The sequence below is a fragment of the Maribacter aurantiacus genome (assembly GCF_005780245.1).
GTDB classification, from domain to species: Bacteria; Bacteroidota; Bacteroidia; order Flavobacteriales; family Flavobacteriaceae; genus Maribacter; species Maribacter flavus.
Genome location: NZ_VBUK01000007.1, coordinates 99,641 through 122,290, shown reverse-complemented (window position 1 = coordinate 122,290; position 22,650 = coordinate 99,641). Strand labels below are relative to the sequence as shown.

At 42.8% G+C, this 22,650-nt stretch carries 19 protein-coding genes; all 19 read left to right on the top strand.

The window, feature by feature from the left end:
• Positions 1-5 precede the first annotated feature (5 nt).
• The 19 genes from sov (at position 6) to FEK29_RS12350 (ending at position 22,631) form a co-directional block, all read left to right on the top strand.
• Positions 6-7,223 carry a T9SS outer membrane translocon Sov/SprA gene (gene sov, locus FEK29_RS12440; RefSeq protein ID WP_138258764.1) on the top strand — a complete coding sequence of 2,406 codons (7,218 nt, stop codon included), beginning with the start codon at positions 6-8 and terminating at the stop codon, positions 7,221-7,223.
• A gap of 88 nt (positions 7,224-7,311) precedes the next feature.
• The gene (gene gcvH, locus FEK29_RS12435; RefSeq protein WP_138258763.1) at positions 7,312-7,692 is read left to right on the top strand and encodes a glycine cleavage system protein GcvH; all 381 of its coding nucleotides are present in this window, start codon (positions 7,312-7,314) and stop codon (positions 7,690-7,692) included.
• A gap of 34 nt (positions 7,693-7,726) precedes the next feature.
• A complete protein-coding gene (locus tag FEK29_RS12430; protein WP_262710140.1) occupies positions 7,727-8,083 on the top strand; it encodes a VanZ family protein in 357 nt (118 codons plus the stop codon).
• Positions 8,084-8,145: 62 nt separating this feature from the next.
• Positions 8,146-8,850, top strand: coding sequence for an energy transducer TonB (locus tag FEK29_RS12425; protein ID WP_138258761.1), 705 nt, complete (start codon positions 8,146-8,148; stop codon positions 8,848-8,850).
• Between the two features lie 173 nt (positions 8,851-9,023).
• On the top strand, positions 9,024-9,923 hold the full coding sequence (gene cyoE / locus FEK29_RS12420; protein WP_138258760.1) for a heme o synthase: 900 nt from the start codon (positions 9,024-9,026) through the stop codon (positions 9,921-9,923).
• 6 nt (positions 9,924-9,929) lie between these two features.
• Positions 9,930-10,511, top strand: a complete 582-nt coding sequence (locus FEK29_RS12415) for a cytochrome c oxidase subunit 3 (RefSeq protein ID WP_138258759.1) — start codon at positions 9,930-9,932, stop codon at positions 10,509-10,511.
• 99 nt (positions 10,512-10,610) lie between these two features.
• Positions 10,611-11,585, top strand: a complete 975-nt coding sequence (locus FEK29_RS12410; RefSeq protein WP_138258758.1) for a cytochrome c oxidase subunit 3 — start codon at positions 10,611-10,613, stop codon at positions 11,583-11,585.
• Positions 11,586-11,615: 30 nt separating this feature from the next.
• Positions 11,616-11,999: a cytochrome C oxidase subunit IV family protein gene (locus tag FEK29_RS12405; protein WP_138258757.1), complete on the top strand. Its 384-nt coding sequence runs from the start codon at positions 11,616-11,618 to the stop codon at positions 11,997-11,999.
• A gap of 129 nt (positions 12,000-12,128) precedes the next feature.
• Positions 12,129-12,761 carry a hypothetical protein gene (locus FEK29_RS12400; protein ID WP_138258756.1) on the top strand — a complete coding sequence of 211 codons (633 nt, stop codon included), beginning with the start codon at positions 12,129-12,131 and terminating at the stop codon, positions 12,759-12,761.
• Positions 12,761-13,486: an SCO family protein gene (locus FEK29_RS12395; protein ID WP_138258755.1), complete on the top strand. Its 726-nt coding sequence runs from the start codon at positions 12,761-12,763 to the stop codon at positions 13,484-13,486. Before FEK29_RS12400 ends, FEK29_RS12395 begins: the two co-directional genes overlap by 1 nt.
• 43 nt (positions 13,487-13,529) lie before the next feature.
• Positions 13,530-14,024, top strand: coding sequence for a DUF420 domain-containing protein (locus FEK29_RS12390; RefSeq protein ID WP_394347774.1), 495 nt, complete (start codon positions 13,530-13,532; stop codon positions 14,022-14,024).
• An 18-nt stretch (positions 14,025-14,042) separates the two neighbouring features.
• On the top strand, positions 14,043-14,294 hold the full coding sequence (locus FEK29_RS12385) for a hypothetical protein (RefSeq protein WP_240042747.1): 252 nt from the start codon (positions 14,043-14,045) through the stop codon (positions 14,292-14,294).
• Between the two features lie 114 nt (positions 14,295-14,408).
• Positions 14,409-15,659 carry an ABC transporter permease gene (locus FEK29_RS12380; RefSeq protein WP_138258753.1) on the top strand — a complete coding sequence of 417 codons (1,251 nt, stop codon included), beginning with the start codon at positions 14,409-14,411 and terminating at the stop codon, positions 15,657-15,659.
• Between the two features lie 38 nt (positions 15,660-15,697).
• Complete coding sequence (locus FEK29_RS12375) at positions 15,698-16,954, top strand: ABC transporter permease (RefSeq protein ID WP_138258752.1); 1,257 nt, start codon at positions 15,698-15,700, stop codon at positions 16,952-16,954.
• A gap of 112 nt (positions 16,955-17,066) precedes the next feature.
• The gene (locus FEK29_RS12370) at positions 17,067-18,182 is read left to right on the top strand and encodes an efflux RND transporter periplasmic adaptor subunit (protein ID WP_138258751.1); all 1,116 of its coding nucleotides are present in this window, start codon (positions 17,067-17,069) and stop codon (positions 18,180-18,182) included.
• Between the two features lie 99 nt (positions 18,183-18,281).
• The gene (locus tag FEK29_RS12365; protein WP_138258750.1) at positions 18,282-18,983 is read left to right on the top strand and encodes an ABC transporter ATP-binding protein; all 702 of its coding nucleotides are present in this window, start codon (positions 18,282-18,284) and stop codon (positions 18,981-18,983) included.
• The gene (locus FEK29_RS12360) at positions 18,976-20,205 is read left to right on the top strand and encodes an ABC transporter permease (protein ID WP_138258749.1); all 1,230 of its coding nucleotides are present in this window, start codon (positions 18,976-18,978) and stop codon (positions 20,203-20,205) included. The genes FEK29_RS12365 and FEK29_RS12360 overlap by 8 nt, the downstream gene beginning before the upstream one ends.
• A gap of 1 nt (position 20,206) precedes the next feature.
• Positions 20,207-21,469: an ABC transporter permease gene (locus FEK29_RS12355; RefSeq protein ID WP_138258748.1), complete on the top strand. Its 1,263-nt coding sequence runs from the start codon at positions 20,207-20,209 to the stop codon at positions 21,467-21,469.
• 25 nt (positions 21,470-21,494) lie between these two features.
• Positions 21,495-22,631, top strand: a complete 1,137-nt coding sequence (locus FEK29_RS12350; protein ID WP_138258747.1) for an efflux RND transporter periplasmic adaptor subunit — start codon at positions 21,495-21,497, stop codon at positions 22,629-22,631.
• Positions 22,632-22,650: the final 19 nt, after the last annotated feature.

Sequence of the window (22,650 nt, the reverse complement as noted above, 5' to 3'; positions counted from 1 at the left end):
CAAGTTTGAAACAAGGGGCATTTAAACAACTTAAAAATTCTTTTAAGGGTATTTTCCTATTCATTGTATTCATTGGCTTTGTGGAACGTTCCATGGCCCAGGAAACGGATGAACAGGAATTGGATTCGCTAAAGACAGGCTACGATCTGGGAAGGATCGTATTGGAGAATCCAGACAGTATCGTTTCCAAATATATTTATGATCCAAATTTGGACCGATATATCTACAATGAAAGTATCGGCGATTTCAATATTGGCTACCCTATAATCCTTACCCCTGATGAATACTATGAACTTGTCCGGAAACAAGGAATCAAAAGTTATTTCAAGGAAAAATCCGATGCGTATTCCGGTAAGAAGGCCGGAAGCGAGGAAGCCCGAAGAAACCTTTTGCCCAACTTTTACATCAACAATGATTTTTTTCAATCGGTTTTTGGCGGGAATACGATTGAGGTAATCCCGCAAGGTTCCGTTGCCATGGATTTGGGTGTCATCTGGCAAAAAAATGATAACCCCTCCCTATCGCCTCGTAATAGGACAAACCTGTCCTTTGATTTTGATCAGCGCATCAGTCTAAGTATGTTAGGCAAGATTGGGGAGCGTTTACAGGTAAATGCCAATTATGATACAGAGGCAACTTTCGATTTCCAGAATATCGTAAAGTTGGACTATACCCCAACCGAGGATGATATTTTAAGAAAAATAGAAGTAGGTAACGTCAACATGCCTTTGAACAGCTCCTTAATACAAGGGGCACAAAGTCTTTTTGGGGTAAAGACGCAATTACAGTTTGGTAAAACAACGGTCACCGCCGTTTTTTCAGAACAGCGCTCCCAGAACAATACTGTAGTGGCCCAAGGCGGTGGTACCATCAATGAGTTTTCCTTAACCGCTTTGGATTATGACGAGGACAGGCACTTCTTCTTGGCGCAGTACTTTCGGGATAACTATGACAGGGCTTTGGAAAAGTATCCATTTATCCAGAGCAAGATACAGATTACCCGTTTGGAAGTTTGGGTCACCAACAGGAGTCAGCAAACATTGAACGTACGTAATGTGGTAGCGTTGCAGGATTTGGGGGAAACTAGGTTTGGAGACCCACTTTCTGATGCAACCGATGAGGAAAAGACTAGAATAGGATTGATTGCAGGGGACGCATCCAGCGGATTTTTTACATCCTCTTTGAACGGTCTACCTAGAAATGGGGCAAATGCCTATGACCCTACTTTGATCACAACAGGTGGAGGCGCGTTGAACGACAATATTCGGGAAATAGCCACGGTCGAGCAAGGCTTTAATTCGGTTGTGGCGGGCTATCAGGCCAATCAAGGGTTTGATTACGCTATTTTGGAAAATGCCCGCAAACTGGAGCAGGGACGGGATTATGATTTCAACACCCAATTGGGATACATTTCCTTGAACCAACGGTTGAGCAACGATGAGGTGTTGGCAGTCGCCTATCAATACACCTTTGACGGTAACGTTTATCAGGTAGGTGAATTTGCTAACGGAGGTGTGGATGCGACCACCATTTCAGGTGGGGCTACGCCCATAATTGAGAACAATACCTTGGTGTTAAAACTATTGAAAAGTAATATTACCAATGTCAGCGATCCTATTTGGGATTTGATGATGAAGAATATTTATGCCACGGGCGCATTTCGGTTGAGCGAGGATGATTTTAAGATGAATATCCTGTATTCCGATCCTACACCAAGGAACTATATTACTCCAGTGGTACAAGGGCCAGGGTCTGGTTGGCCGGAAGGTTTGGAAGACCGAATCCTTTTGGACGTGTTCAATTTGGACAGATTGAATGTCTATAATGACGTACAGCCTGGCGGTGACGGATTTTTTGATTTCTATCCAGGTATAACGGTGGATATTCAAGGAGGCCGAATCATTTTTACCAAGGTGGAACCTTTTGGGGAGTACCTGTTCGAAACCTTGGACAGCGGTACGGGAGATTACGAAAATGCTGCTTCCTATAATGACAATCAGGAGAAATATGTCTTCAGGGATATGTACGAATCCACCAAGGCGGCAGCGCTTCAGGATCCAGAAAAAAACAAGTTCCTGTTAAAGGGTAGATACAAATCCGAGGGGAACAACGGTATTCCCATTGGTGCCTTCAACGTGCCCCGAGGTTCCGTAACTGTTACAGCCGGTGGCAGACAATTACAGGAAGGAATCGATTATACGGTGAACTATCAGGCGGGAACCGTGCAGATCTTAGATCCAAGTCTGGAAGCTTCCAATGTGCCCATCAATATATCGGTAGAGAACAATGCGGTATTTGGCCAGCAGACAAGACGTTTCACAGGGGTCAATTTGGAACATCAGTTCAACAAAAACTTTGTACTGGGGGGAACATTATTGAATTTGAATGAACGTCCCCTGACCCAAAAGTCGAATTTTGGAATAGAACCTGTAAACAATACCATTTTTGGGCTTAATGGTAATTTTTCGACCGAAGTACCTTGGTTGACCAGAATGGCGAACAAATTACCCAACATCGATACTGATGTGCCTTCCAATGTATCGGTTAGGGCAGAAGTGGCATGGTTAAAGCCCAATTCGCCCAAGAATGCGGATTTCCAAGGGGAAACCACCACCTACCTTGATGATTTTGAAGGGGCCCAAGCCTTGATCGATATCCGGGGTTCCTTGGGGTGGACCTTGGCCAGTACCCCTTTGGAATTTGTGCCCGGCGGGCAGTTGATAGGAACTTCACCGGAAGATCCGGCAAACCTTGAAAACGGCTACGGCCGAGCTAAAATGGCTTGGTATACCATCGACCCTATTTTTTATACGAACCAAAGACCTTCCGCCATTACGGATAACGATATTTCTACCAATCCTACGCGTAGGGTATTCATAGATGAGGTTTTTCCTCAAATAGACATAGCCCAAGGACAGACTACGGTTCAGGGAACTTTGGATATGGCCTATTATCCTAATCAAAAAGGCCCGTATAATAACAATCCGGACTTTCAGGGTACCCAAGCGGATCAAAAATGGGGGGGTATTATGCGTTCCTTGAGCAGTACCAACTTTGAACAGGCCAATGTGGAATTCGTGCAGTTCTGGGTGTTAGACCCGTATGTGGACGGGGAGGCAACAAGTCCCGGGGAGTTGGTGTTGAACTTGGGAAATATATCCGAAGACATTTTACGGGACGGCAAAAAACAATATGAAAATGGATTGCCCGGTGTGGAAAGTAATGATTTTGTAGCGCCTACTAGTTGGGGCGAGGTGCCCGCAACCCAATCCTTGGTGTATGCCTTTGATGCGAGCGAAACGAACAGGACCTTACAGGATTTGGGATTTGATGGGTTGAACGATGAAGCCGAAGCCGCCATTTACGATGCCAATCCAGGACCGGATCCGGCCTTGGACAACTATCAGTACTATTTGAACCGGGAGGGCGGTATTTTGGAGCGGTATCTGGATTTTAATAACCCCGATGGAAACTCGCCCGTACAAGTCACCAATACCAATAGGGGGTCTACCACATTGCCCGATGTAGAGGATGTGGACCGGGATTTGACCATGAATACGGTTAATAGTTATTATGAATACCGTATACAAATCAAACCGGGAACGACCATCGATGATAAATATGTAACCGATATCAAAGAAGGCATTACCCCTGAACTTCCCAACGGAACACAATTGAACAGAAGATGGATCCAGTATAAAATACCGCTGACCGATTTTACCGATGCCGTAGGCGGTATAACGGATTTCAGGTCGATCAGTTTCATGCGTATGTATATGACAGGATTCACGGGACCAACCGTACTTCGGTTTGCGACGCTGGATTTGGTACGTGGGGATTGGAGAACATACTTAAAGACATTGCAAGATCCGCTGGTCGATGATAATCCCGCGGACGATGGGACCACCTTGGAGGTGAACACCGTAAATATAGAGGAAAACAGCGGAAGGATTCCTATTCCCTATGTATTGCCTCCAGGTGTTGCCAGGGAGCAATTGAACAACAACAATACCATCATCAGGCAGAACGAGCAGTCTTTATCGTTGGTCGTGGAAGGATTGGAACCTCGAGATTCCAGGGGAGTGTTCAAAAATTTGAACGTCGACATCCGTCAGTATCAAAAGATTAAAATGTTCATGCACGCGGAGAAGATCGTGGATAGCGATTATGCGGACAGTTCCACACCGCTAGTAGGTTTCTTACGTATTGGTACGGACTTTACCCAAAATTATTACCAAATAGAACTACCGTTGCAGTTTACTCCGTTTACAGCGGCTTCGGAGAGTGAAATATGGCCCGATGTCAACGAAATGAATATTGCCTTGAGCGATTTGAACAAGGTGAAGTCGGTTTGGATACAAGGGGGCGATTTGAGCGAGGTGCGCTATTTTGAGGTGGAAAACGGGGAAGTCGTTCCCGTAAACGAGTTTGATGACAGGGCACCGGGTAGCTTGCGTATCGGAATTAAGGGAAATCCGTCCTTGGGTAGTATCCGTAGTATGATGGTAGGTATCAAAAACCAGGATATTTTACCGGCAAGGGGAGAAGTTTGGTTCAACGAACTTCGTTTGGCCGGATTGGACAACAATGGTGGTTGGGCCGCTATAGCCGCTGTAGATGCGAACATGGCAGATTTTGCGAACGTTACGGCAACGGGCAGTAAAAGTACCTCCGGGTTTGGGTCCATTGACCAAATGCCGAACGAAAGGGCCCGGGAGGACGCCACAAGTTATGATGTGGTGACCAATGTAAACGTGGGCCAATTATTGCCCAAGAAATGGGGCATACAATTACCCTTTAATTATGGAATATCGGAGCAGTTGATTACTCCGGAATTCGACCCGGTCTATGATGACTTAAAGTTGAACGATTTAATCGATGCCGCACCAGACCAGCAAACGGCGGATGAAATACGGGAGCAGGCCGAGGACTATACCAAGCGGACCAGCATCAATTTTATAGGGGTTCGAAAAGATCGAGGTGAAGAGGCCGATGCCAATTTCTACGATGTGGAGAACTTTACCTTTAATTACTCCTACAACGAAACGGAGCATCGGGATTTTGAAATTGCGGAACTTAGGGATCAATCCGTTAATGCCGGTTTTGTCTATAACCATAGTTTCGACCCGGTGGAGGTAGCTCCCTTTGCCAAAAAGGATTCCCTATTTACGGGCAAGTACTGGAAATGGTTAAAGGATTTGAACTTGAACCTGCTACCGGCAAGTTTTTCGGTGAATTCCAATATCAATAGACAGTTCAACGCCCAGCGATTTAGGGACGTACGGGAAGAAGGCGTGGATAGATTACCATTACCGGAGTTACAACAACGGAACTACCTTTTCAATTGGCAGTACGCGGTCAATTACAACCTAACCAAGTCCCTGCGTTTCAATATGACGGCATCGAACAATAACATCGTCCGTAACTATTTTGAAGAAGATGGGAATCCACGGTCTGAAATAGACAAGACCCTTGAACTATGGGACGGCTTTTTTGATTTGGGCGAGCCAAATAGACATTCGCAGCAGATACAGTTGAACTATGAAGTGCCCTTTGCCAAAATACCGGCTTTGGACTTTATCAATGCGCAGTACAGCTACACCAGTAATTTTGATTGGCAACGTGGCGGGGACGCCCTTGCTGAGGTTGCACAGGAAGCATTAAATGATCCCAATGCCCGTATCAATACGGTTCAGAATGCCAACACCCACGCCTTGACCGCTTCCTTGACCATGCAGAAGTTCTACGATCTCATCGGCCTGAAGAAGCGGGAGGCCCCAACGGCCCAAAGAGGTGCACCTCCCCGTCCAGGTATCCTGGACCAAGCAGAAAAGGTAGAGGAGAAGGTAAAGCCCAAAACCAGCGGATTGTTCAATACAGTGGTAGATGTTGTTACGATGGTAAAGCGTTTAAACATCAACTACAACGAGAACAATGGGACCGTGCTGCCCGGGTATACCCAGTCAATCGGTTTTATAGGGACTACCAGACCTACGCTCGGTTTTGTTTTGGGTAGCCAGTCGGATGTACGTTACGAGGCCGCCAGAAATGGTTGGTTGACCGCTTTCTCGGATTTTAATGATCAATTCATCCGCAGGACCAACAAGCAATTGAACATTACGGCCACGGCCCAGCCAACTAGGGATATTACCATCGATTTGGTAGCCGATAGGCAGTACTCCAGTAGCATACAGGAGAATTATGATTTGGAAGCCTTGTTGGACAATAGGACCGGACTCCAGAACCAATTGGGCAGTTTTAGTATTTCTACCATGATGATAGGCACAGCCTTTGGCAAGAGTGATGAGTTTGATTCGGCCACATTTGAACAGTTCAAGGAAAACAGGCTTACCATTGCGAATCGGTTGGTATCGGATCGGGGTGAGAATCCTGGCACTCTGGACGAGGATGGATTCCCACAGCGGTACGGAAAGACCCAACAGGATGTATTGTTGCCGGCCTTCTTTGCGGCCTATACAGGTCAGGATGTGAACAGGGTTAACCTGGATGTTTTTAGGCAGATTCCCATTCCCAATTGGAACGTTAAGTATACGGGACTCATGCAGAACAAGTGGTTCAAGAAAAAGTTCAAGCGTTTTTCCATCCAGCATGGGTATAGGGCCTCGTACAGTATCAATTCCTTCCAGACCAATTTGGAGAAGGAGCAATTGATAAATGATGGTATTCCCGCAATCGACACTGAAAATCAGGATGTGCTTCCAGATTTGATTCTGAACAATGTGGTTCTCACCGATCAGTTCAATCCCTTGGTGCGACTGGATTTTGAAATGCAGAATTCCGTTAGTGTATTGGCGGAAGTCCGTACGGACCGTACGCTCTCCTTGAGTTTTGATAACAACCTGATGACGGAAATAAACGGTCAGGAATACACCGTAGGTTTGGGCTATAGGATTAAGGATGTGCAATTTGTGACCAACATAGGAGGGAACAAGACCCGTCTAAAAGGTGATTTGAACTTAAAGGCCGATGTTAGCCTTAGGGACAATATTACGATTATTCGGAATTTGGATATTGACAACAACCAGATTACATCTGGTCAGAATTTATTGTCCATTAAATTTGGAGCGGACTACGCGTTAAGCAAACAATTGAACGTTTTGTTCTTTTACGATCACAACTTCTCACAATTTGCCGTTTCTACGGCCTTCCCGCAGACTACTGTGAATGCCGGGTTTACATTGCGGTATAACTTTGGCAACTAGGCAAACCGAGATATTTAGTAACTGAAATTATTTTTTTGAATTCCTTTAGGGAATCATTTACATTTGTGCCCTATCAAAAATTAGGATTATGAATATACCCGCAGAATTAAAGTATACCAAGGACCACGAATGGGTTAGAATCGAAGGCGATGTTGCTACGGTGGGCATCACGGATTTTGCCCAGGGAGAATTGGGGGACATTGTTTATGTAGAAGTGGATACCTTGGATGAGACTTTGGATAAAGAAGCTATTTTTGGAACCGTTGAGGCAGTAAAAACTGTATCTGATCTTTTTTCTCCCTTGTCCGGAGAAATCATCGAATTCAATACAGCGTTGGAAGATGAACCCGAAGTCGTAAACAAAGACCCCTACGGAGCGGGTTGGATGGTGAAAATAAAATTTTCAGATAGCTCAGAAATAGAGTCACTTTTAAGTGATACCGAGTATAAGGAAGTGATTGGTGCTTAAGAAGCTCTTTTATAAAGTACTTTTTATAAGCTGGATGGTGTTCGTCACTTTTTCCAGCTTATTTTCTTTTGAAGGCATGAAAATGGGATCTTTCGCCCTTAGGATTCCCCATCTTGATAAGCTAGTCCATTTTGTATTTTATTTGGTCATGTTCCTGACAGCATTTTTCGCGGTAAAGGACCAATTTTTGCCAAAGTTGAAATTATGGACCGTACTGTGGGGAGTGCTTTCTTTTACTATTATCTACGGCATGATTATTGAGGTGTTACAGTATACCCTTACCGTAAACAGACAGGGAGATATCATGGATGCTTTGGCCAATTCCATGGGGGCGATTGTAGGATTGATGCTTACAAAAGGCCTTATTTATAAAGGTGGGTCGTTAAAATGAAAATTTTAATTGCATCTTTAAGGATTAATTAATTAAATTAGCAAACACTAAAATGATGAGATATGGAACCTAAAAAGAATCCAAAGGCGGATTTGACTAAAAACAGCAGCTTATACTTTGTTATAGGTCTTTTCGCTGTTATGTTACTTACTTATGTAGCATTTGAATGGAAAACGTACGACGAAGTAAATAATTATGACATCTCCATGAATGTGGATGATTTGTTGGATGAGGAAGTCCCCATGACTGAGCAAATCAAGACACCGCCACCGCCACCGCCACCAGCGGCTCCTGAAATCATTGAAGTTGTGGAAGATGAGGAAGAAGTTGAGGAAACCGTTATCGAGTCTACTGAAACCAGTCAGGAAGAGGAAATCATTGAAGTGGAGGATGTAGTGGTAGAGGAAGAAGTGGAAGATGTGGACGTTCCTTTCGCTGTAATTGAAGATGTACCTATTTTCCCAGGTTGTGAAAATGAAAGCGACAAGAGGGCCTGTTTCAACTCAATGATCCAGAAACACATCAGTAAAAACTTCCGTTATCCAGAAATTGCCCAGGAAATGGGTATACAAGGTAGGGTAAGCGTAATGTTTACAATCCAAAAGGATGGAAGTATTGGTAATATTAGAATGCGTGGGCCGGATAAAAATTTGGAGGCAGAGGCTGCTAGAATCATAGGTAAATTACCTAAAATGACTCCCGGTAAGCAGCGAGGTAGAGCGGTTCGTGTACCTTTTAGTATTCCTATTAACTTTAAGTTACAATAACAAGATATAAAAATCATTTTTAGGTCCGAACTTAGTTCGGACCTTTTTTTTGGGATTGAATCAAATCTTTCAATCAGTATTTGATACAGTTCTAAGTTTTCCTTAAAATCCATATCAGGGTTTGCAGGACAATGATTGTCAGAGTATCTTTGCATTCCAATTTTTGTGTAAGGATGAAGACCGCGGTCCGTATGGCAAAAGACAATACACTGGCAGTGATTTTTGCTGACTTTAAGGAGATTACCAAAGTAAGACTGGCGGTTAGTGTAGTGTTTTCCTCTGTTGCCGGTTATTTTTTAGGTGCCTACGAAGTAACCATTAGCGCTATTTTCTTATTGGCCTTTGGAGGATATTGCATGGTAGGGGCGAGCAATGCTTTTAATCAGGTCATTGAAAGGGATTTGGATGCCTTGATGAAACGGACTAGGAACAGGCCCATACCAGCGGGAAGAGTGTCGGTTTCTATGGCGATGACCATTGCAGTTGCACTTTCCCTGTTGGGAATCGTAACTCTATACCTTCTCAATCCTAAAACGGCCATGTTCGGGGCTATTTCTATTTTCCTGTACACAAGTGTATATACCCCTCTAAAGACCAAAACGCCTTTGGCTGTTTTTGTAGGAGCCTTGCCGGGCGCCATTCCTTTTATGTTGGGTTGGGTCGCCGCTACGAACGAATTTGGAATCGAGCCGGGAACCTTGTTCATGATTCAGTTTTTTTGGCAATTTCCCCATTTTTGGGCCTTAGGCTGGATGTTGCACGATGATTACAAAAAAGGGGGTTTTAAAATGTTGCCTACAGGTAAAAAGGATGCGGGTACGGCATTACAGATTATCATGTATACCGTATGGATGATGGTCATATCCGTAATCCCCGTATTTGGGATTACAGGAAGACTGTCCCTTTCCATTCCGGCTGCAATACTCATATTTCTTATGGGCGGGGTAATGTTGTTTTTTGCGTTTAGGCTGTATATCAAAAGGGATACGGCAACCGCTAGAAAACTAATGTTGGCAAGTGTAAGCTATATTACACTAATGCAAATAATATATGTAATCGATAAATTTATTTAGTCTGATATGGATTTGACCACGGGTACTGAAAAGGAAAAAAGGGACCGTTCCAAAAAGATGATTCTTTGGTTCGGGATGGTGAGCCTGTTGATGGGTTTTGCTGGATGGACCAGTGCGTATATTGTTAGTAGCTCCCGAGAAGATTGGGTGAGCAGCCTCCATCTTCCTTCGGCTTTTTATGTAAGTACGTCCATAATCATCACCAGTAGTGTCACCTATATATTTGCAAAAAATGCGGTAAAGCAAGGTAATGGTAAAAGGGGCACCACCTGGCTATTGGCAACGTTGGCCTTAGGTATCGCTTTTATAATTATGCAGTTCTATGGGTTTTCCCAGATGGTGGCTGAGGGCTATTATTTTACGGGGCCCACAAGTAACATTAAGATGTCCTATGTGTTTCTAATAGCCATGGTGCATATTGTCCATGTAGTGGCGGGCCTTATTTCCCTTTTGGTGGTTTTGTACAATCAATACAAAGGGAAATATTCAAAAGATGAATATTTGGGAATTACCTTGGGTGCCACTTTTTGGCACTTTTTGGACCTGCTATGGATTTACCTTTTGTTGTTTATGATCTTCGTAAAATAATATTTTGAAACAAAATTGGTTTTGAATCTGATTCAAGCTTTTATATAGCTGAAAAAAATGTAAATTTGCCAATGTTTTATTAAAACGATTTATAAATCTATGGATACGACAGTTACTACGGAAATTAAAGAAAGCGTGTGGGGAGGTGGCAATAGGCCTTTGGGCGCTAGCTACGGGAAGTTGATGATGTGGTTCTTTCTGGTTTCGGATGCGCTTACTTTTTCTGGTTTTTTGGCGGCATATGGTTTTTCCCGCTTTAAGTTTATGGAAACCTGGCCCATTGCGGACGAAGTATTTACGCACGTTCCTTTTTTCCATGGTAATTACCCAATGATTTATGTTGCCTTCATGACCTTTATTTTGATTATGTCTTCCGTAACCATGGTTTTGGCCGTGGATGCAGGTCATAGAATGAAGAAAAATGCGGTTATATGGTATATGTTCGCAACGATTATTGGAGGTGCCATATTCGTAGGTTCACAAGCTTGGGAATGGGCGACCTTTATAAAAGGGGATTATGGTGCCATTGAAACAAAAGGGGGCCGAATTTTACAGTTTGTAGATGCGGAAACTGGAAAGAGGGTTGCTTTGGCCGATTTCGCCAAAAGTATTGCAAGCGAGCGTGTCGCCCATGAGGAAAGTAATGGTATCTGGTTCTATGGAGAAGGGACTATGCCAAGTTTCACGGTAAATGAAGTAATTGAAGGATTTAAGGCGAATCCCGGTTTGGCGATTAAAACGGAAACAATTAATGAAGAAGGTGAGAAAGTTGTTTTAAGCCGACAGGAATCCCTTTCAAAATTGGCCGATGCCTCCCAAGTTGTAGAAGGTGCCAATTTGATTCACAACGAATACGGTAGCCGTCTCTTTGCCGATTTCTTTTTCTTCATTACGGGCTTTCACGGCTTTCATGTATTCTCTGGCGTAGTTATTAACCTTATCATTTTCTTCAATGTCATTTTGGGAACCTATGAAAGAAGGGGACACTATGAAATGGTAGAAAAAGTTGGTCTGTATTGGCACTTTGTAGATTTGGTTTGGGTATTCGTATTTACCTTCTTTTATTTGGTTTAAAAATTTTCAGGTTAAGTTTAGATAGATATTATGGCACACGAACATAAATTAGAGATTTTTAGGGGGTTATGGAAGTTTAAGTCCAATACCCAGAAAATTTGGGGCGTTTTGGCATTTCTTACTCTTGTGACTGCGGTAGAAGTTGTTTTGGGTATTTTCAAACCTGAGTTTTTAACCGGCACCTACGTACTTGGTATGAAATTGTTAAACTGGATTTTTATCATCCTGACCTTGGTAAAAGCTTATTACATCTCTTGGGATTTTATGCACCTAAGAGACGAAAAAAGTGCTTTGAGAAGAGCCATTGTTTGGACACCCGTTTTTTTGGTCCTTTATCTGGCTTTCATTTTATTGGTAGAGGGGAATTATGTGTTCGATGTGTACAAGGATGGATTTGTAAAATGGAACTTCTAACGATTGCCTTAGAATTTAATTAACAAAATTGAAAGACGGTTTGCCAACCGTCTTTTTTATTTTTGTATTGTTTTCAAAATGGGTTTAACCAATGGTTCACCTAACATAAAATCTGTTTATATCGGTTGCATGAAAAAGACTTTTGTTCTTGTTGTGTTGTTCGTTTTACCCATCGTGGCCTATTTGTTCTTTGCCAGCGGGGTCACCAATTTTGGTAGGTTGCCATCACTTAAGGAGGGTATCATGGAAATCCCGCTTAATAGTGGAAATCCCATGTTTTCGGAAAAAATCTCCGTATTGGGCTTTTTAGGTAAAAATGTTGAGGGTAGAAAGGGTAATGCCTTCAATTTGAACCAGAAAATTTATAAACGTTTCCATGAGTTCGATGATTTTCAGTTTTTAATGGTTGTCCCTAAAGGAACCGAAGTAGCGGTTTCAAATTTAAAAAAGGAGCTGTCCAACTTGGATGAAACTGATAAGTGGAATTTCGCTTTTTTGGACGATCAAGACATTACACGTTTATTCGAAAGTTTGGGAACGGATAAAAAACTTGAAAGCGATCTTAGTTCTCCATTTGTGTTTATAGTGGACAAGCAGTTACATCTGAGAGGAAGGAACAATGATGAGGACGAGGGCTTTAAATATGGGTATAACACCGCTTCTGTTGCCGATTTGAACAATAAGATGGTCGATGATGTAAAGATTATCTTGGCGGAATACAGGATGGCCAGAAAGGAAAACAACCTACAGGGAAAAAACTAATGAACAAAAAATATACCTACGTTTGGGTTTCGCTTATCATACTGATATTCGGGATAATATTTATCCCTAAAATTGTCAATAGATTAAAATCAGGCGATGTGGTGGAAAATGATCGCATGAATACCGCTTCGGCAGAGGGAACCTTAGGGTATGTATTATTGAACGGTGAAAAGCGTAAGGTGCCTTCCTTTCAATTTATAAATCAGGATAGTTTGGTAATAACCGATAAGGACTATTTGGGAAAGGTATTCGTTGTCGACTTCTTTTTCACAAGATGTCCCAGTATCTGTCCAATTATGACCAAAAACTTGGTCGTATTACAGAATGAATTTCAGCAAAATGAAAACTTTGGTATAGCCTCGTTTAGTATCACCCCAGATTTCGATACGCCACAGGTATTAAAGGAATATGCCGAAAAGTATGGCATTACCCATATGGATTGGCATTTAATGACCGGAAACAAGGAAGCGATTTATGACTTGGCCAATAGCGGATTCAATATCTTTGCAGCTGAAATGCCCGATGCCCCAGGTGGATTTGAACATTCCGGGTTGTTCGCACTAATCGATAAGGAGGGATATATACGCTCCAGAAAAGATGCCTTTGGAAACCCTATTGTGTATTACCGTGGTGCAATTACTGAAGCCATGGGGGAAAATAGCGAAGGAGAAAAGGAACAGATAAGTATTTTGAAGGAGGACATAAAACGATTATTGGAGGAGTAACATGGAGAATAATATCGCACTTAAGGAGAAAAAATTTAATAGGATGATTACCGTTGTATCTGTGGTGATTCCTATTGTGGTAGCATTGCTTTTTGGGATTAAAATTCCCAATGTGGCCCCGTTAACATTTCTGCCACCCATTTATGCGACCATAAACGGACTTACGGCAGTATTGCTCGTTGTGGCCGTTTGGGCGATAAAAAATGGCAAACAGTCCCTTCACCAAAAGCTAATGACAACCAATATTGGATTGTCGCTTATTTTCTTGGTCATGTATATTCTGTATCATATGACTTCGGACTCAACACCTTATGGGGGAGAAGGTGTACTTTCCTATGTGTATTATTTTATATTGATTACCCATATTATATTATCCATTGCCCTGATTCCCTTGGTATTAAGGACCTATGCCAAAGCATATTTGGGTCGTTTTGAGGACCATAGAATATTGGCCAAATATACATTTCCGATTTGGTTATATGTTGCCGTCACCGGTGTTGTGGTGTATCTGATGATTTCCCCTTATTATACTTCCTAATTTCAATAAAGGCTTTCCATGGAACCGCATAGACATATAAATTTGACAAAAACCAGTATCAATTCCCTCTTTGTTATTTTGGTGATTGGATTGGCACTTTTCCCTTCACAACTGGAGGCCCAATGTGCCATGTGCCGTGCCGTACTGGAAAGTGAGGAATCTGGGACGGCGGCAGAAGGCATCAATAACGGTATCGTGTATCTTATGGCGATTCCCTATGTGCTTGTAGCGGGCGTATTCTATTTTGTATATCGCAAAATGCGTTCTTAACTCAATTTTAAGGATTTAACATTTTTTTTGGTTCTATTGTGTAACATTGTAGGTATTCTATAGTCTTATCCATAGTAATACTTGTATTACGTTCATCAATCAAAACCAATCAACATGTTCGACTTAGAACGATGGCAGGAAATTTTCGATACTATTCGAAAAAACAAGCTTCGTACCTTTCTAACGGGACTTTCCGTAGCTTCGGGCATATTCATCCTCGTAATCTTATTGGGATTTGGTCAAGGCATGCAAAATGGCATTGACAATGAGTTTAAGGGCGATGCTGCTACCAGTATCTGGGTTTGGCCACAACGCACGACCATGGAGTATAAAGGCCTGAATCCCGGTCGGCGGATCCAACTAAGAAACGAAAACTACGAGACGGTCTCAAAAATTTTCGATCAAGATTTTGAAAAAGCTTCCGTTTTGTATTTTCCAAACGATGTTCAAGTAGTCTATAACAATGATCTACTGGTATACAATGTGGCCGGTACCAATGGAGACCTTCAGGTAATCGAGAACGAATTTTTATCGGAGGGAAGGTATATCAACGAAAAGGATGTTCGGGAAAATGCCAAGGTTGCGGTAATCAGCAACAAAATTAAAAGAGAGGTATTCTCAAATTTGGAAACTCCTGTTGGGGAGTACATCATGATTTCAGGTGCCGGTTTTAAGATTGTGGGTGTATACGGAGAGTACGGTAGGAATGAAAGTGAAGAGGAGCGAATATTTATTCCGGTAACGACCGCACAATTGGCCTTTAATGGTGCGGATAAGATCAATAACCTGAATTTTATGCTTCCGGAAATGGATTCTTTTGAAGAGACCGTTGCCATGAACGATACCTTTACGACCAAGTTATTGGAATATCTAAAATTGTACCACGGTGTGGCCCCTGAAGATGACCGCGCCATACGGCTATACAATCCCATACAGGAGGCCAAACGATTCTATACCTTGGGAAAGGCCATTGAGCTCTTCTTTTGGGCCGTAGGGTTTTTGACATTGATCGCAGGTGTGGTCAGTGTAAGCAATATTATGTTAATCGTGGTTAAGGAACGCACCCGCGAAATTGGGATTCGGAAGGCACTGGGTGCCAAACCTTGGTCCATTGTTGGGATGATCATGCACGAGGCCATATTTGTTACTGCCGTGGCAGGATGCACAGGGCTTATTTTTAGCATGGCTTTGTTGGAATTTGTTGGGCCAAACATTGAGGTGGATTACGTTATGAATCCTTCCGTGGACTTTAATGTGGCATTATCTACGGTGATCCTATTAATTTTTGCCGGGGCAATCGCGGGTTTCTTTCCGGCATGGAAGGCGGTGAACGTACAGGTAATCGAAGCATTACGGGATGATTAGGATGATGGGAAATCAATTAAATAATATTCAGGGAATTTATGTTCAATAAAGATCGTTGGAACGAAATTCTGGAGGTAATGTCCAGTAATGTGGTACGGACCATTGCTACGGCTTTTGGTGTGGGCTGGGGTATCTTTATCCTCATTATATTATTGGCGGCTGGGAAAGGACTGGAGAATGGTATACGGCAGGACTTCAACGGAGTGGCCACCAACACCATGTTCATGTGGACCGAAACGACTTCCATGGCCTATGCCGGGCTACCTGAAGGGCGGACATTCAATTTTAAACTGAGCGATGTAGAACTGCTCCGTCAAAACATTCCGGAACTACGGATTATTTCCCCGCGAAACAGCATACGCTTGGAAGAAGGGGACAATGTGGTACGGGGGACGGAGACCGGGAGGTATCGGGTCTTTGGCGATTACCCAGAAATTATCGAGCAAAATCCCATGTACGTTGCCCACGGGCGTTTCTTTAACCATAACGACATCAAGGAAAAAAGAAAGGTCGTGGTCATAGGGAACCGCATTCGGGAGGAACTTTATGAGGAGGACGAAGAGGTGCTGGGTACCTATCTTAAGATAAGTGGCATCAATTTTATGGTCGTTGGCACCTACAAGGAAAAAACGAGCAACGGGGGAGGAGAGAACAGTGAACGCCAGATTTTTATGCCATTTACAACTTTTTCCCAAGCATTCAACCGTGCGGATAACGTGGGGTGGATGGCCATAACGGCCAAAGACGGTAGCTCTATCAGTAATCTCACCGAGAAAATCGTTAATACCGTAAAACAAAGTCGAAAGGTGCACCCCAAGGATGAACGGGCCATTGGTTTTTTTGATCTGTACGAACAGTTTAATCGGGTGCAGAGTTTGTTCGGTGCCTTAAGGTTTGTGGCGTATTTCGTTGGGATTTTGGTTTTGATATCGGGAATTATCGGGGTAAGTAATATTATGTTGATTGTCATCAAGGAACGGACCAAGGAAATTGGAATTAGACGCGCTTTAGGGGAGAATCCATGGTCCATACGTTTGCAAATACTCATGGAATCGGTCTTTTTGACCATTATGTCAGGAATGATCGGGATTATTTTTGGGGCACTCAGTATTTACGGCATAAATATTTTGTTGGACTCCGTGGGCCCTGTGGATATGTTCTTGAACCCAAGTGTTAGTCTAGGCGTGGTGGTGAGTGCCTTATTGATTTTGGTAGTATCGGGATTGTTGGCAGGTTTTTTACCGGCCAATAGTGCCATTAAGGTAAGGCCCATAGAGGCATTGAGGACGGAATAATTAAAATGATCAAAAAGTTAAAACTGATTTTAGGAATTTTAGCGGTTATTCTATTTGTAATAATCAGGCTTTCCTGTAATCATCAATCATAAATAATACAAAACCAATCAACATGAAGAAATCGGTCACAATTAGTATACTTGCTTTAATCGTGGTACTTTTCGGTGGTGCCATGTACTACCTTTATCAAAAGAATTCAGAAGACCCCGTGGTGTATGAAACGGATACCCCTTCCAAGCAAACGATCGTTCGGAAAACGATGGCCACCGGGAGTATACTTCCTTTGGAGGAAGTGCTCATAAAACCGAATATTTCCGGCGTAATCGAGGAAGTATATGTGGAAGGTGGCGATTATGTCAAGACTGGCGATTTGTTGGCCAAAATAAAGGTGGTGCCAAATTTAAGTGCGGTAAACGATGCCCGCGATGCCATCGATAGGGCAAAAATAGACTTGGACGATCAGCGAAGAAATCTGGACAGACAACGAACATTGTTCGAAAAAGGCGTAGTTTCTAAAACCGACTTGGAACGTGCGGAGGTAGCACATGACCAGGCTAAACAAACCTACAATGCGGCCATGAAACGGCTGGACATCATCAAAACGGGTACCGCCAGCGGATATGGGAACGAGGCCAATACCTTAATTCGGTCTACCGTTACGGGAATGGTGTTAGACGTACCTGTTGAGAAAGGGAATCAGGTCATTGAGAGCAACAATTTTAACGAAGGAACCACGATTGCCGCGATTGCCGATGTGGAGAAGATGATTTTTGAAGGCAAGGTCGATGAATCCGAAGTGGGAAAGATTAAGGAAGACCTACCCTTGGAAATTACGGTGGGCGCTATTGAAAACCAAGTGTTCGATGCCGTTTTGGATTACATAGCACCAAAAGGCAAGGAGGAAAACGGGGCCATCCAATTTGAAATTAAGGGCACCTTGAAAAAGCAGGATACTACCTTTATAAGAGCGGGTCTAAGTGCAAACGCCTCCATTATTTTGGCCAGGGCAGATAGTGTTTTGGCGATTAAGGAAGCCTTGGTCCAGTTTGATGATAAGACCAAGAATCCTTTTGTGGAAATTGCTACGGGTGAACAACAGTTTGAACGAAGGGATATTGAATTGGGGATCAGTGACGGTATTTACGTGGAGGTGAAGTCCGGTATCACCGAGGAAGCCAAAATCAAGGTCTGGAACGAAATAGAAAAAGATGAACTGGCACAAAACTAAATAATGGGGAGATATTTTATTTTTTCCTGTAACAAAATCAGCGAACTTAAGTCTAACCAGTAGATCTTACTAGATTAAAGGTCTAAAACCAAAACCAACATGATTGAAATTAAAAATCTTCATAAGTCCTATAAAATGGGCAAAAACTCCCTGCACGTGCTCAAAGGAATCAATTTCTCAGTCGAAGAAGGAGAATTGGTCGCCATTATGGGATCGTCAGGTTCGGGAAAATCCACCTTGTTAAATATCCTTGGGATGTTGGACGAGTTGGACGAGGGTACCTACACCCTTGATGGTGTGCCCATCAAAAATTTGAACGAGACGAAAGCGGCCCAATATAGAAACAAGTTCTTGGGGTTTATCTTTCAGTCCTTCAACTTGATAAACTATAAAAGCGCTGCGGAGAATGTGGCCTTGCCCTTGTATTACCAAAGGGTAGGAAGGAAGGAACGACAGGAGAAAGCATTGAAATATCTAGAACAAGTGGGCCTTAAACAATGGGCGACGCACTTGCCCAGCGAGCTTTCCGGTGGACAGAAACAGCGCGTGGCCATTGCCAGGGCCATGGCCGCGGAACCAAAAGTATTATTGGCGGATGAGCCTACAGGAGCTTTGGATAGTAAGACTTCTTATGAAGTAATGGACCTTATCCAGAAAATCAACGATCAGGGCAATACCATTTTGGTGGTGACCCATGAGGAGGATATCGCCCATATGTGCAAACGAATCGTGCATCTAAAGGACGGTGTCATCGTAGAGGATAAAAAGGTGGAACAGGTAAGGGCCGAACAATATGTTTAGTAGGGACAACTGGAAGGAAATATTCGAGACCATACAGAAAAACAAGTTAAGGACCTTCCTTTCCGGGTTTACTGTGGCCTTGGGTATCTTGATATTCGTTGTACTTTATGGTTTTGGAAACGGACTTATTAACACCTTCAACGAATTTTTTGAGGATGATGCCACGAACACATTTTTTGTGTTTCCGGGTAGAACTTCAAAACCCTACAAAGGATATAAATCCAACAGGCAAATAGAGTTCGATAATACCGATTTAGCCGATATTGAGGAGTCTTTCCCGCTGTTTTTGGAATATATTTCACCCAGGGTGGATCGTAGCGGTATGGTAAAATATAAAAACGAATCGAACAATTACACGACCCGGGGTGTGAGTGATGCTTACCAGTTTGCGGAAAAGACCGTCATAATGAAAGGTAGGTACCTCAATCGAGTGGATATAGAGGAAAAGGCCAAATATGCAGTGATAGGTAGGTTGGTGGAGCAGGATTTGTTCAAAAATGAAAATGCGCTAGGAAAATATATTGATATTACGGGAAGTGCCTTTAAGGTAATAGGGGTTTTTCAGGATGAAGCTGGGGACGATGAGGAACGAAGGATATACATACCTTATACTACAAGACAATTGATAGAAAAAAATACAGATAAGGTAGACCAAATCGTGATTGGCTTCAAAACCGAAATAGGATATGCCGGGGCCATGACTTTTGAGCGGAAGTTGGGGGACTTTTTGAGGGAGAAAAAATTCATTGACCCAAACGATGAAAGAGGTTTCTTTATCAGAAATGTGGCGGATCAGTTGAAGCAGAACCAACAATTTGCCGGGGTATTGCAAATCATCGTTGCATTTGTGGCATTTGGGACTATCATTGCCGGGATAATTGGAATCAGTAACATTATGGTGTTTGTGGTCAAGGAACGCACCAAGGAAATAGGTATTCGTAAGGCCTTGGGCGCAACCCCTAGATCCGTTATAAGTACTATACTTTTGGAGTCGGTTTTCATTACTACCATTTCGGGTATTTTCGGGATGATTGTAGGGGTGGCCATGTTAAGTTCCTTGGGGGATACCCTGGAGGACTATTTCATAACAAATCCATTCATTAATATGGGAACCGCTATATTTTCGACCATTGTCCTGATTTTCTTTGGAGGTTTGGCCGGATATATACCCGCTAGAAGGGCGGCAAGAATAAAACCAATTGTGGCACTAAGGGACGAATGATATGAAGTTTATTTTCGACAGAAATACGTGGCAAGAGATATTCGGTTCTATCAGTAAGAACAAGACCAGGACCATCATTACCATTATTGGGGTTCTATGGGGCATATTTATCTATATAGCCTTGTCAGGAGCCGCCAAAGGAATGGACAATGGTTTTGAAAAGGTATTTGAAAGTGTTTCCATGAACAGTATGTTCGTATGGGGACAGAATACAAGTATGCCCTACGAAGGATTTAAAACGGGCAGGCCCATGCAATTGAAATTGGGTGACGCGACCATGTTGGAAAATAGAATACCGGAAATCAATTATATAGCACCCAGGATCAATTTGGGCAATTTTGGAACGGAACCCGTATTTACGGTCAGAGGTCAAAAATCGGGAACGTATCCGGTAAATGGCGACTATCCCATCTATACCAAAATTGCCACCAAACAGATTTTTGATGGTGGTAGGTTTATTAATGACGAGGACATCGCCCAGGCCAGAAAGGTCTGTGTAATAGGGGAAAGAAATGTACAGGAGCTTTTTGATAAGGATGAGGAGCCCATTGGTCAGTACATAAGAATCGGGGACGTGTATTTTCAGGTTGTAGGGATACATAAACTTTCACAAGGCGTAAGCTTTGATAGCGATGCGGCGATTTTTATACCTTTTACAACCTTCAGAAAACTTTACAATACCGGCGAAAATGTGGATTATTTCTGTATTGCGGCCTATGATGATGTGGATGTGGTTCAAGTGGAGAAGGATGTTAAGGCCTTGCTTAGAAATATCCATCGGGTAAATCCAGAGGATGAAAGGGCCTTTGGTTCCTTTAATTTAGGTGAAGCCTTTGCAAGGGTGTCCGGGTTTGCCAAGGGCATGACCTTTTTGAGCTTGGTTGTTGGTTTGGCAACGATTCTTGCGGGGGTCATCGGTATCGGAAATATATTATTGATATCCGTAAAGGAGCGGACCAAGGAATTGGGTGTAAGGCGTGCCTTGGGTGCGACGCCTGCCGAAGTCAGAAACCAGATTATTCTGGAATCCGTTTTTCTAACTATGATAGCCGGAATTATGGGAATCATACTGGGCGCAGGTGTATTGTCCATCATAAACAATCTTACCAAGGATTTGGATTTTCCATATACAAATCCAACAGTACAAATCCCTTACGTGCTTGGGGCACTTTTGATTATGGTGATCCTTGGAACCCTGATCGGATTGATACCGGCGCAACGAGCAGTAAGTATAAAACCAATAGATGCATTAAGAGAAGAATAACAACCATTTAAATAAACACTTAAAAATGAACAAAATCGTAAAATATATTTTAATAGGAGTTTTGGTGCTGGGAGCACTTTGGGCCGCGGTGTTCTTTATTAAATCGAACAGCAAATCTGCCATTACCTATGATACCAGCCAACCTTTTATTTCCAGTATTGAGAAAAAGACGGTGGCTACCGGAAAGGTTGTTCCGGAAGAGGAAATTGAAATAAAACCGCAAATATCAGGGATTATCGAGAAAATATACCTGGAAGAAGGAGCCAAGGTAAAGGCCGGCGATTTGATTGCCTTAATAAAGGTCGTTCCTAACGAACAAGCCTTGTTCCAAGCACGTGGCAGGGTAAACAATGCGAAGGTTGCTTTGGGCAACGCAGAACTCGATTTTAACAGAAACAAGACCTTGTTCGATAAAGGTGTGGTTTCCGCACAGGATTTCCAGAACATCCAGTTGATTTATGACCAGGCAAAACTGGAACTTGAAAATGCGCAAAACGATTATCAGATAATCCTTCGTGGTTCTGCAGGTGGATCATCCACCGCCAATACCAATATTAGGGCTACCGTGGACGGTACTATTTTGGAAATTCCCGTGGAAGAAGGAGATCAGGTTATCCAAAGTAACAATTTTAATGATGGAACAACCATTGCATCGATTGCAGATCTGGGCAAGATGATTTTTGAAGGAAAGGTAGATGAAGGAGAAGTTGGAAAATTGCAAGTTGGGACACCTTTGAAGATAAGTTTGGGAGCCGTTGAGGATGTTGAGTTGGATGCTAAATTGAAGTTTATAGCACCAAAGGGTGTTGAGGAGACAGGTGCCGTACAGTTTAAGATAGAAGGCGATGTAGAGGAGAAAGACGATGTCTTTATCCGTGCAGGGTACAGTGCCAATGCTTCCATCGTACTGGAGAAAAAGGATAGTATTTTGGTAATACCAGAGGCGGTTTTACAATTTGACAAGGAAACCGATAAACCTTATGTAGAGGTAGCGGTAGGCTCCGCCGAAGAGCAAAAATTCGAGCGAAGGGATATAGAAACCGGTATTTCAGATGGGGTGAATGTGGAGGTGATATCCGGATTGACCAAGGATGACAAAGTAAAACACTGGAACAAAACAGAGCCTATCAAGAAAGGTGAGGAAGAAACAGAAACAGAATAATCATCATCAATCAAAATAA

Excerpts from the sequence above, each read along its gene's own strand:
- gcvH (WP_138258763.1), top strand. The coding sequence starts at position 7,312 with ATGAATATACCCGCAGAATTAAAGTATACCAAGGACCACGAATGGGTT.
- FEK29_RS12430 (WP_262710140.1), top strand. The coding sequence starts at position 7,727 with ATGGTGTTCGTCACTTTTTCCAGCTTATTTTCTTTTGAAGGCATGAAA.
- FEK29_RS12425 (WP_138258761.1), top strand. The coding sequence starts at position 8,146 with ATGGAACCTAAAAAGAATCCAAAGGCGGATTTGACTAAAAACAGCAGC.
- cyoE (WP_138258760.1), top strand. The coding sequence starts at position 9,024 with ATGAAGACCGCGGTCCGTATGGCAAAAGACAATACACTGGCAGTGATT.
- FEK29_RS12415 (WP_138258759.1), top strand. The coding sequence starts at position 9,930 with ATGGATTTGACCACGGGTACTGAAAAGGAAAAAAGGGACCGTTCCAAA.
- FEK29_RS12410 (WP_138258758.1), top strand. The coding sequence starts at position 10,611 with ATGGATACGACAGTTACTACGGAAATTAAAGAAAGCGTGTGGGGAGGT.
- FEK29_RS12405 (WP_138258757.1), top strand. The coding sequence starts at position 11,616 with ATGGCACACGAACATAAATTAGAGATTTTTAGGGGGTTATGGAAGTTT.
- FEK29_RS12400 (WP_138258756.1), top strand. The coding sequence starts at position 12,129 with ATGAAAAAGACTTTTGTTCTTGTTGTGTTGTTCGTTTTACCCATCGTG.
- FEK29_RS12395 (WP_138258755.1), top strand. The coding sequence starts at position 12,761 with ATGAACAAAAAATATACCTACGTTTGGGTTTCGCTTATCATACTGATA.
- FEK29_RS12390 (WP_394347774.1), top strand. The coding sequence starts at position 13,530 with ATGATTACCGTTGTATCTGTGGTGATTCCTATTGTGGTAGCATTGCTT.
- FEK29_RS12385 (WP_240042747.1), top strand. The coding sequence starts at position 14,043 with ATGGAACCGCATAGACATATAAATTTGACAAAAACCAGTATCAATTCC.
- FEK29_RS12380 (WP_138258753.1), top strand. The coding sequence starts at position 14,409 with ATGTTCGACTTAGAACGATGGCAGGAAATTTTCGATACTATTCGAAAA.
- FEK29_RS12375 (WP_138258752.1), top strand. The coding sequence starts at position 15,698 with ATGTTCAATAAAGATCGTTGGAACGAAATTCTGGAGGTAATGTCCAGT.
- FEK29_RS12370 (WP_138258751.1), top strand. The coding sequence starts at position 17,067 with ATGAAGAAATCGGTCACAATTAGTATACTTGCTTTAATCGTGGTACTT.
- FEK29_RS12365 (WP_138258750.1), top strand. The coding sequence starts at position 18,282 with ATGATTGAAATTAAAAATCTTCATAAGTCCTATAAAATGGGCAAAAAC.
- FEK29_RS12360 (WP_138258749.1), top strand. The coding sequence starts at position 18,976 with ATGTTTAGTAGGGACAACTGGAAGGAAATATTCGAGACCATACAGAAA.
- FEK29_RS12355 (WP_138258748.1), top strand. The coding sequence starts at position 20,207 with ATGAAGTTTATTTTCGACAGAAATACGTGGCAAGAGATATTCGGTTCT.
- FEK29_RS12350 (WP_138258747.1), top strand. The coding sequence starts at position 21,495 with ATGAACAAAATCGTAAAATATATTTTAATAGGAGTTTTGGTGCTGGGA.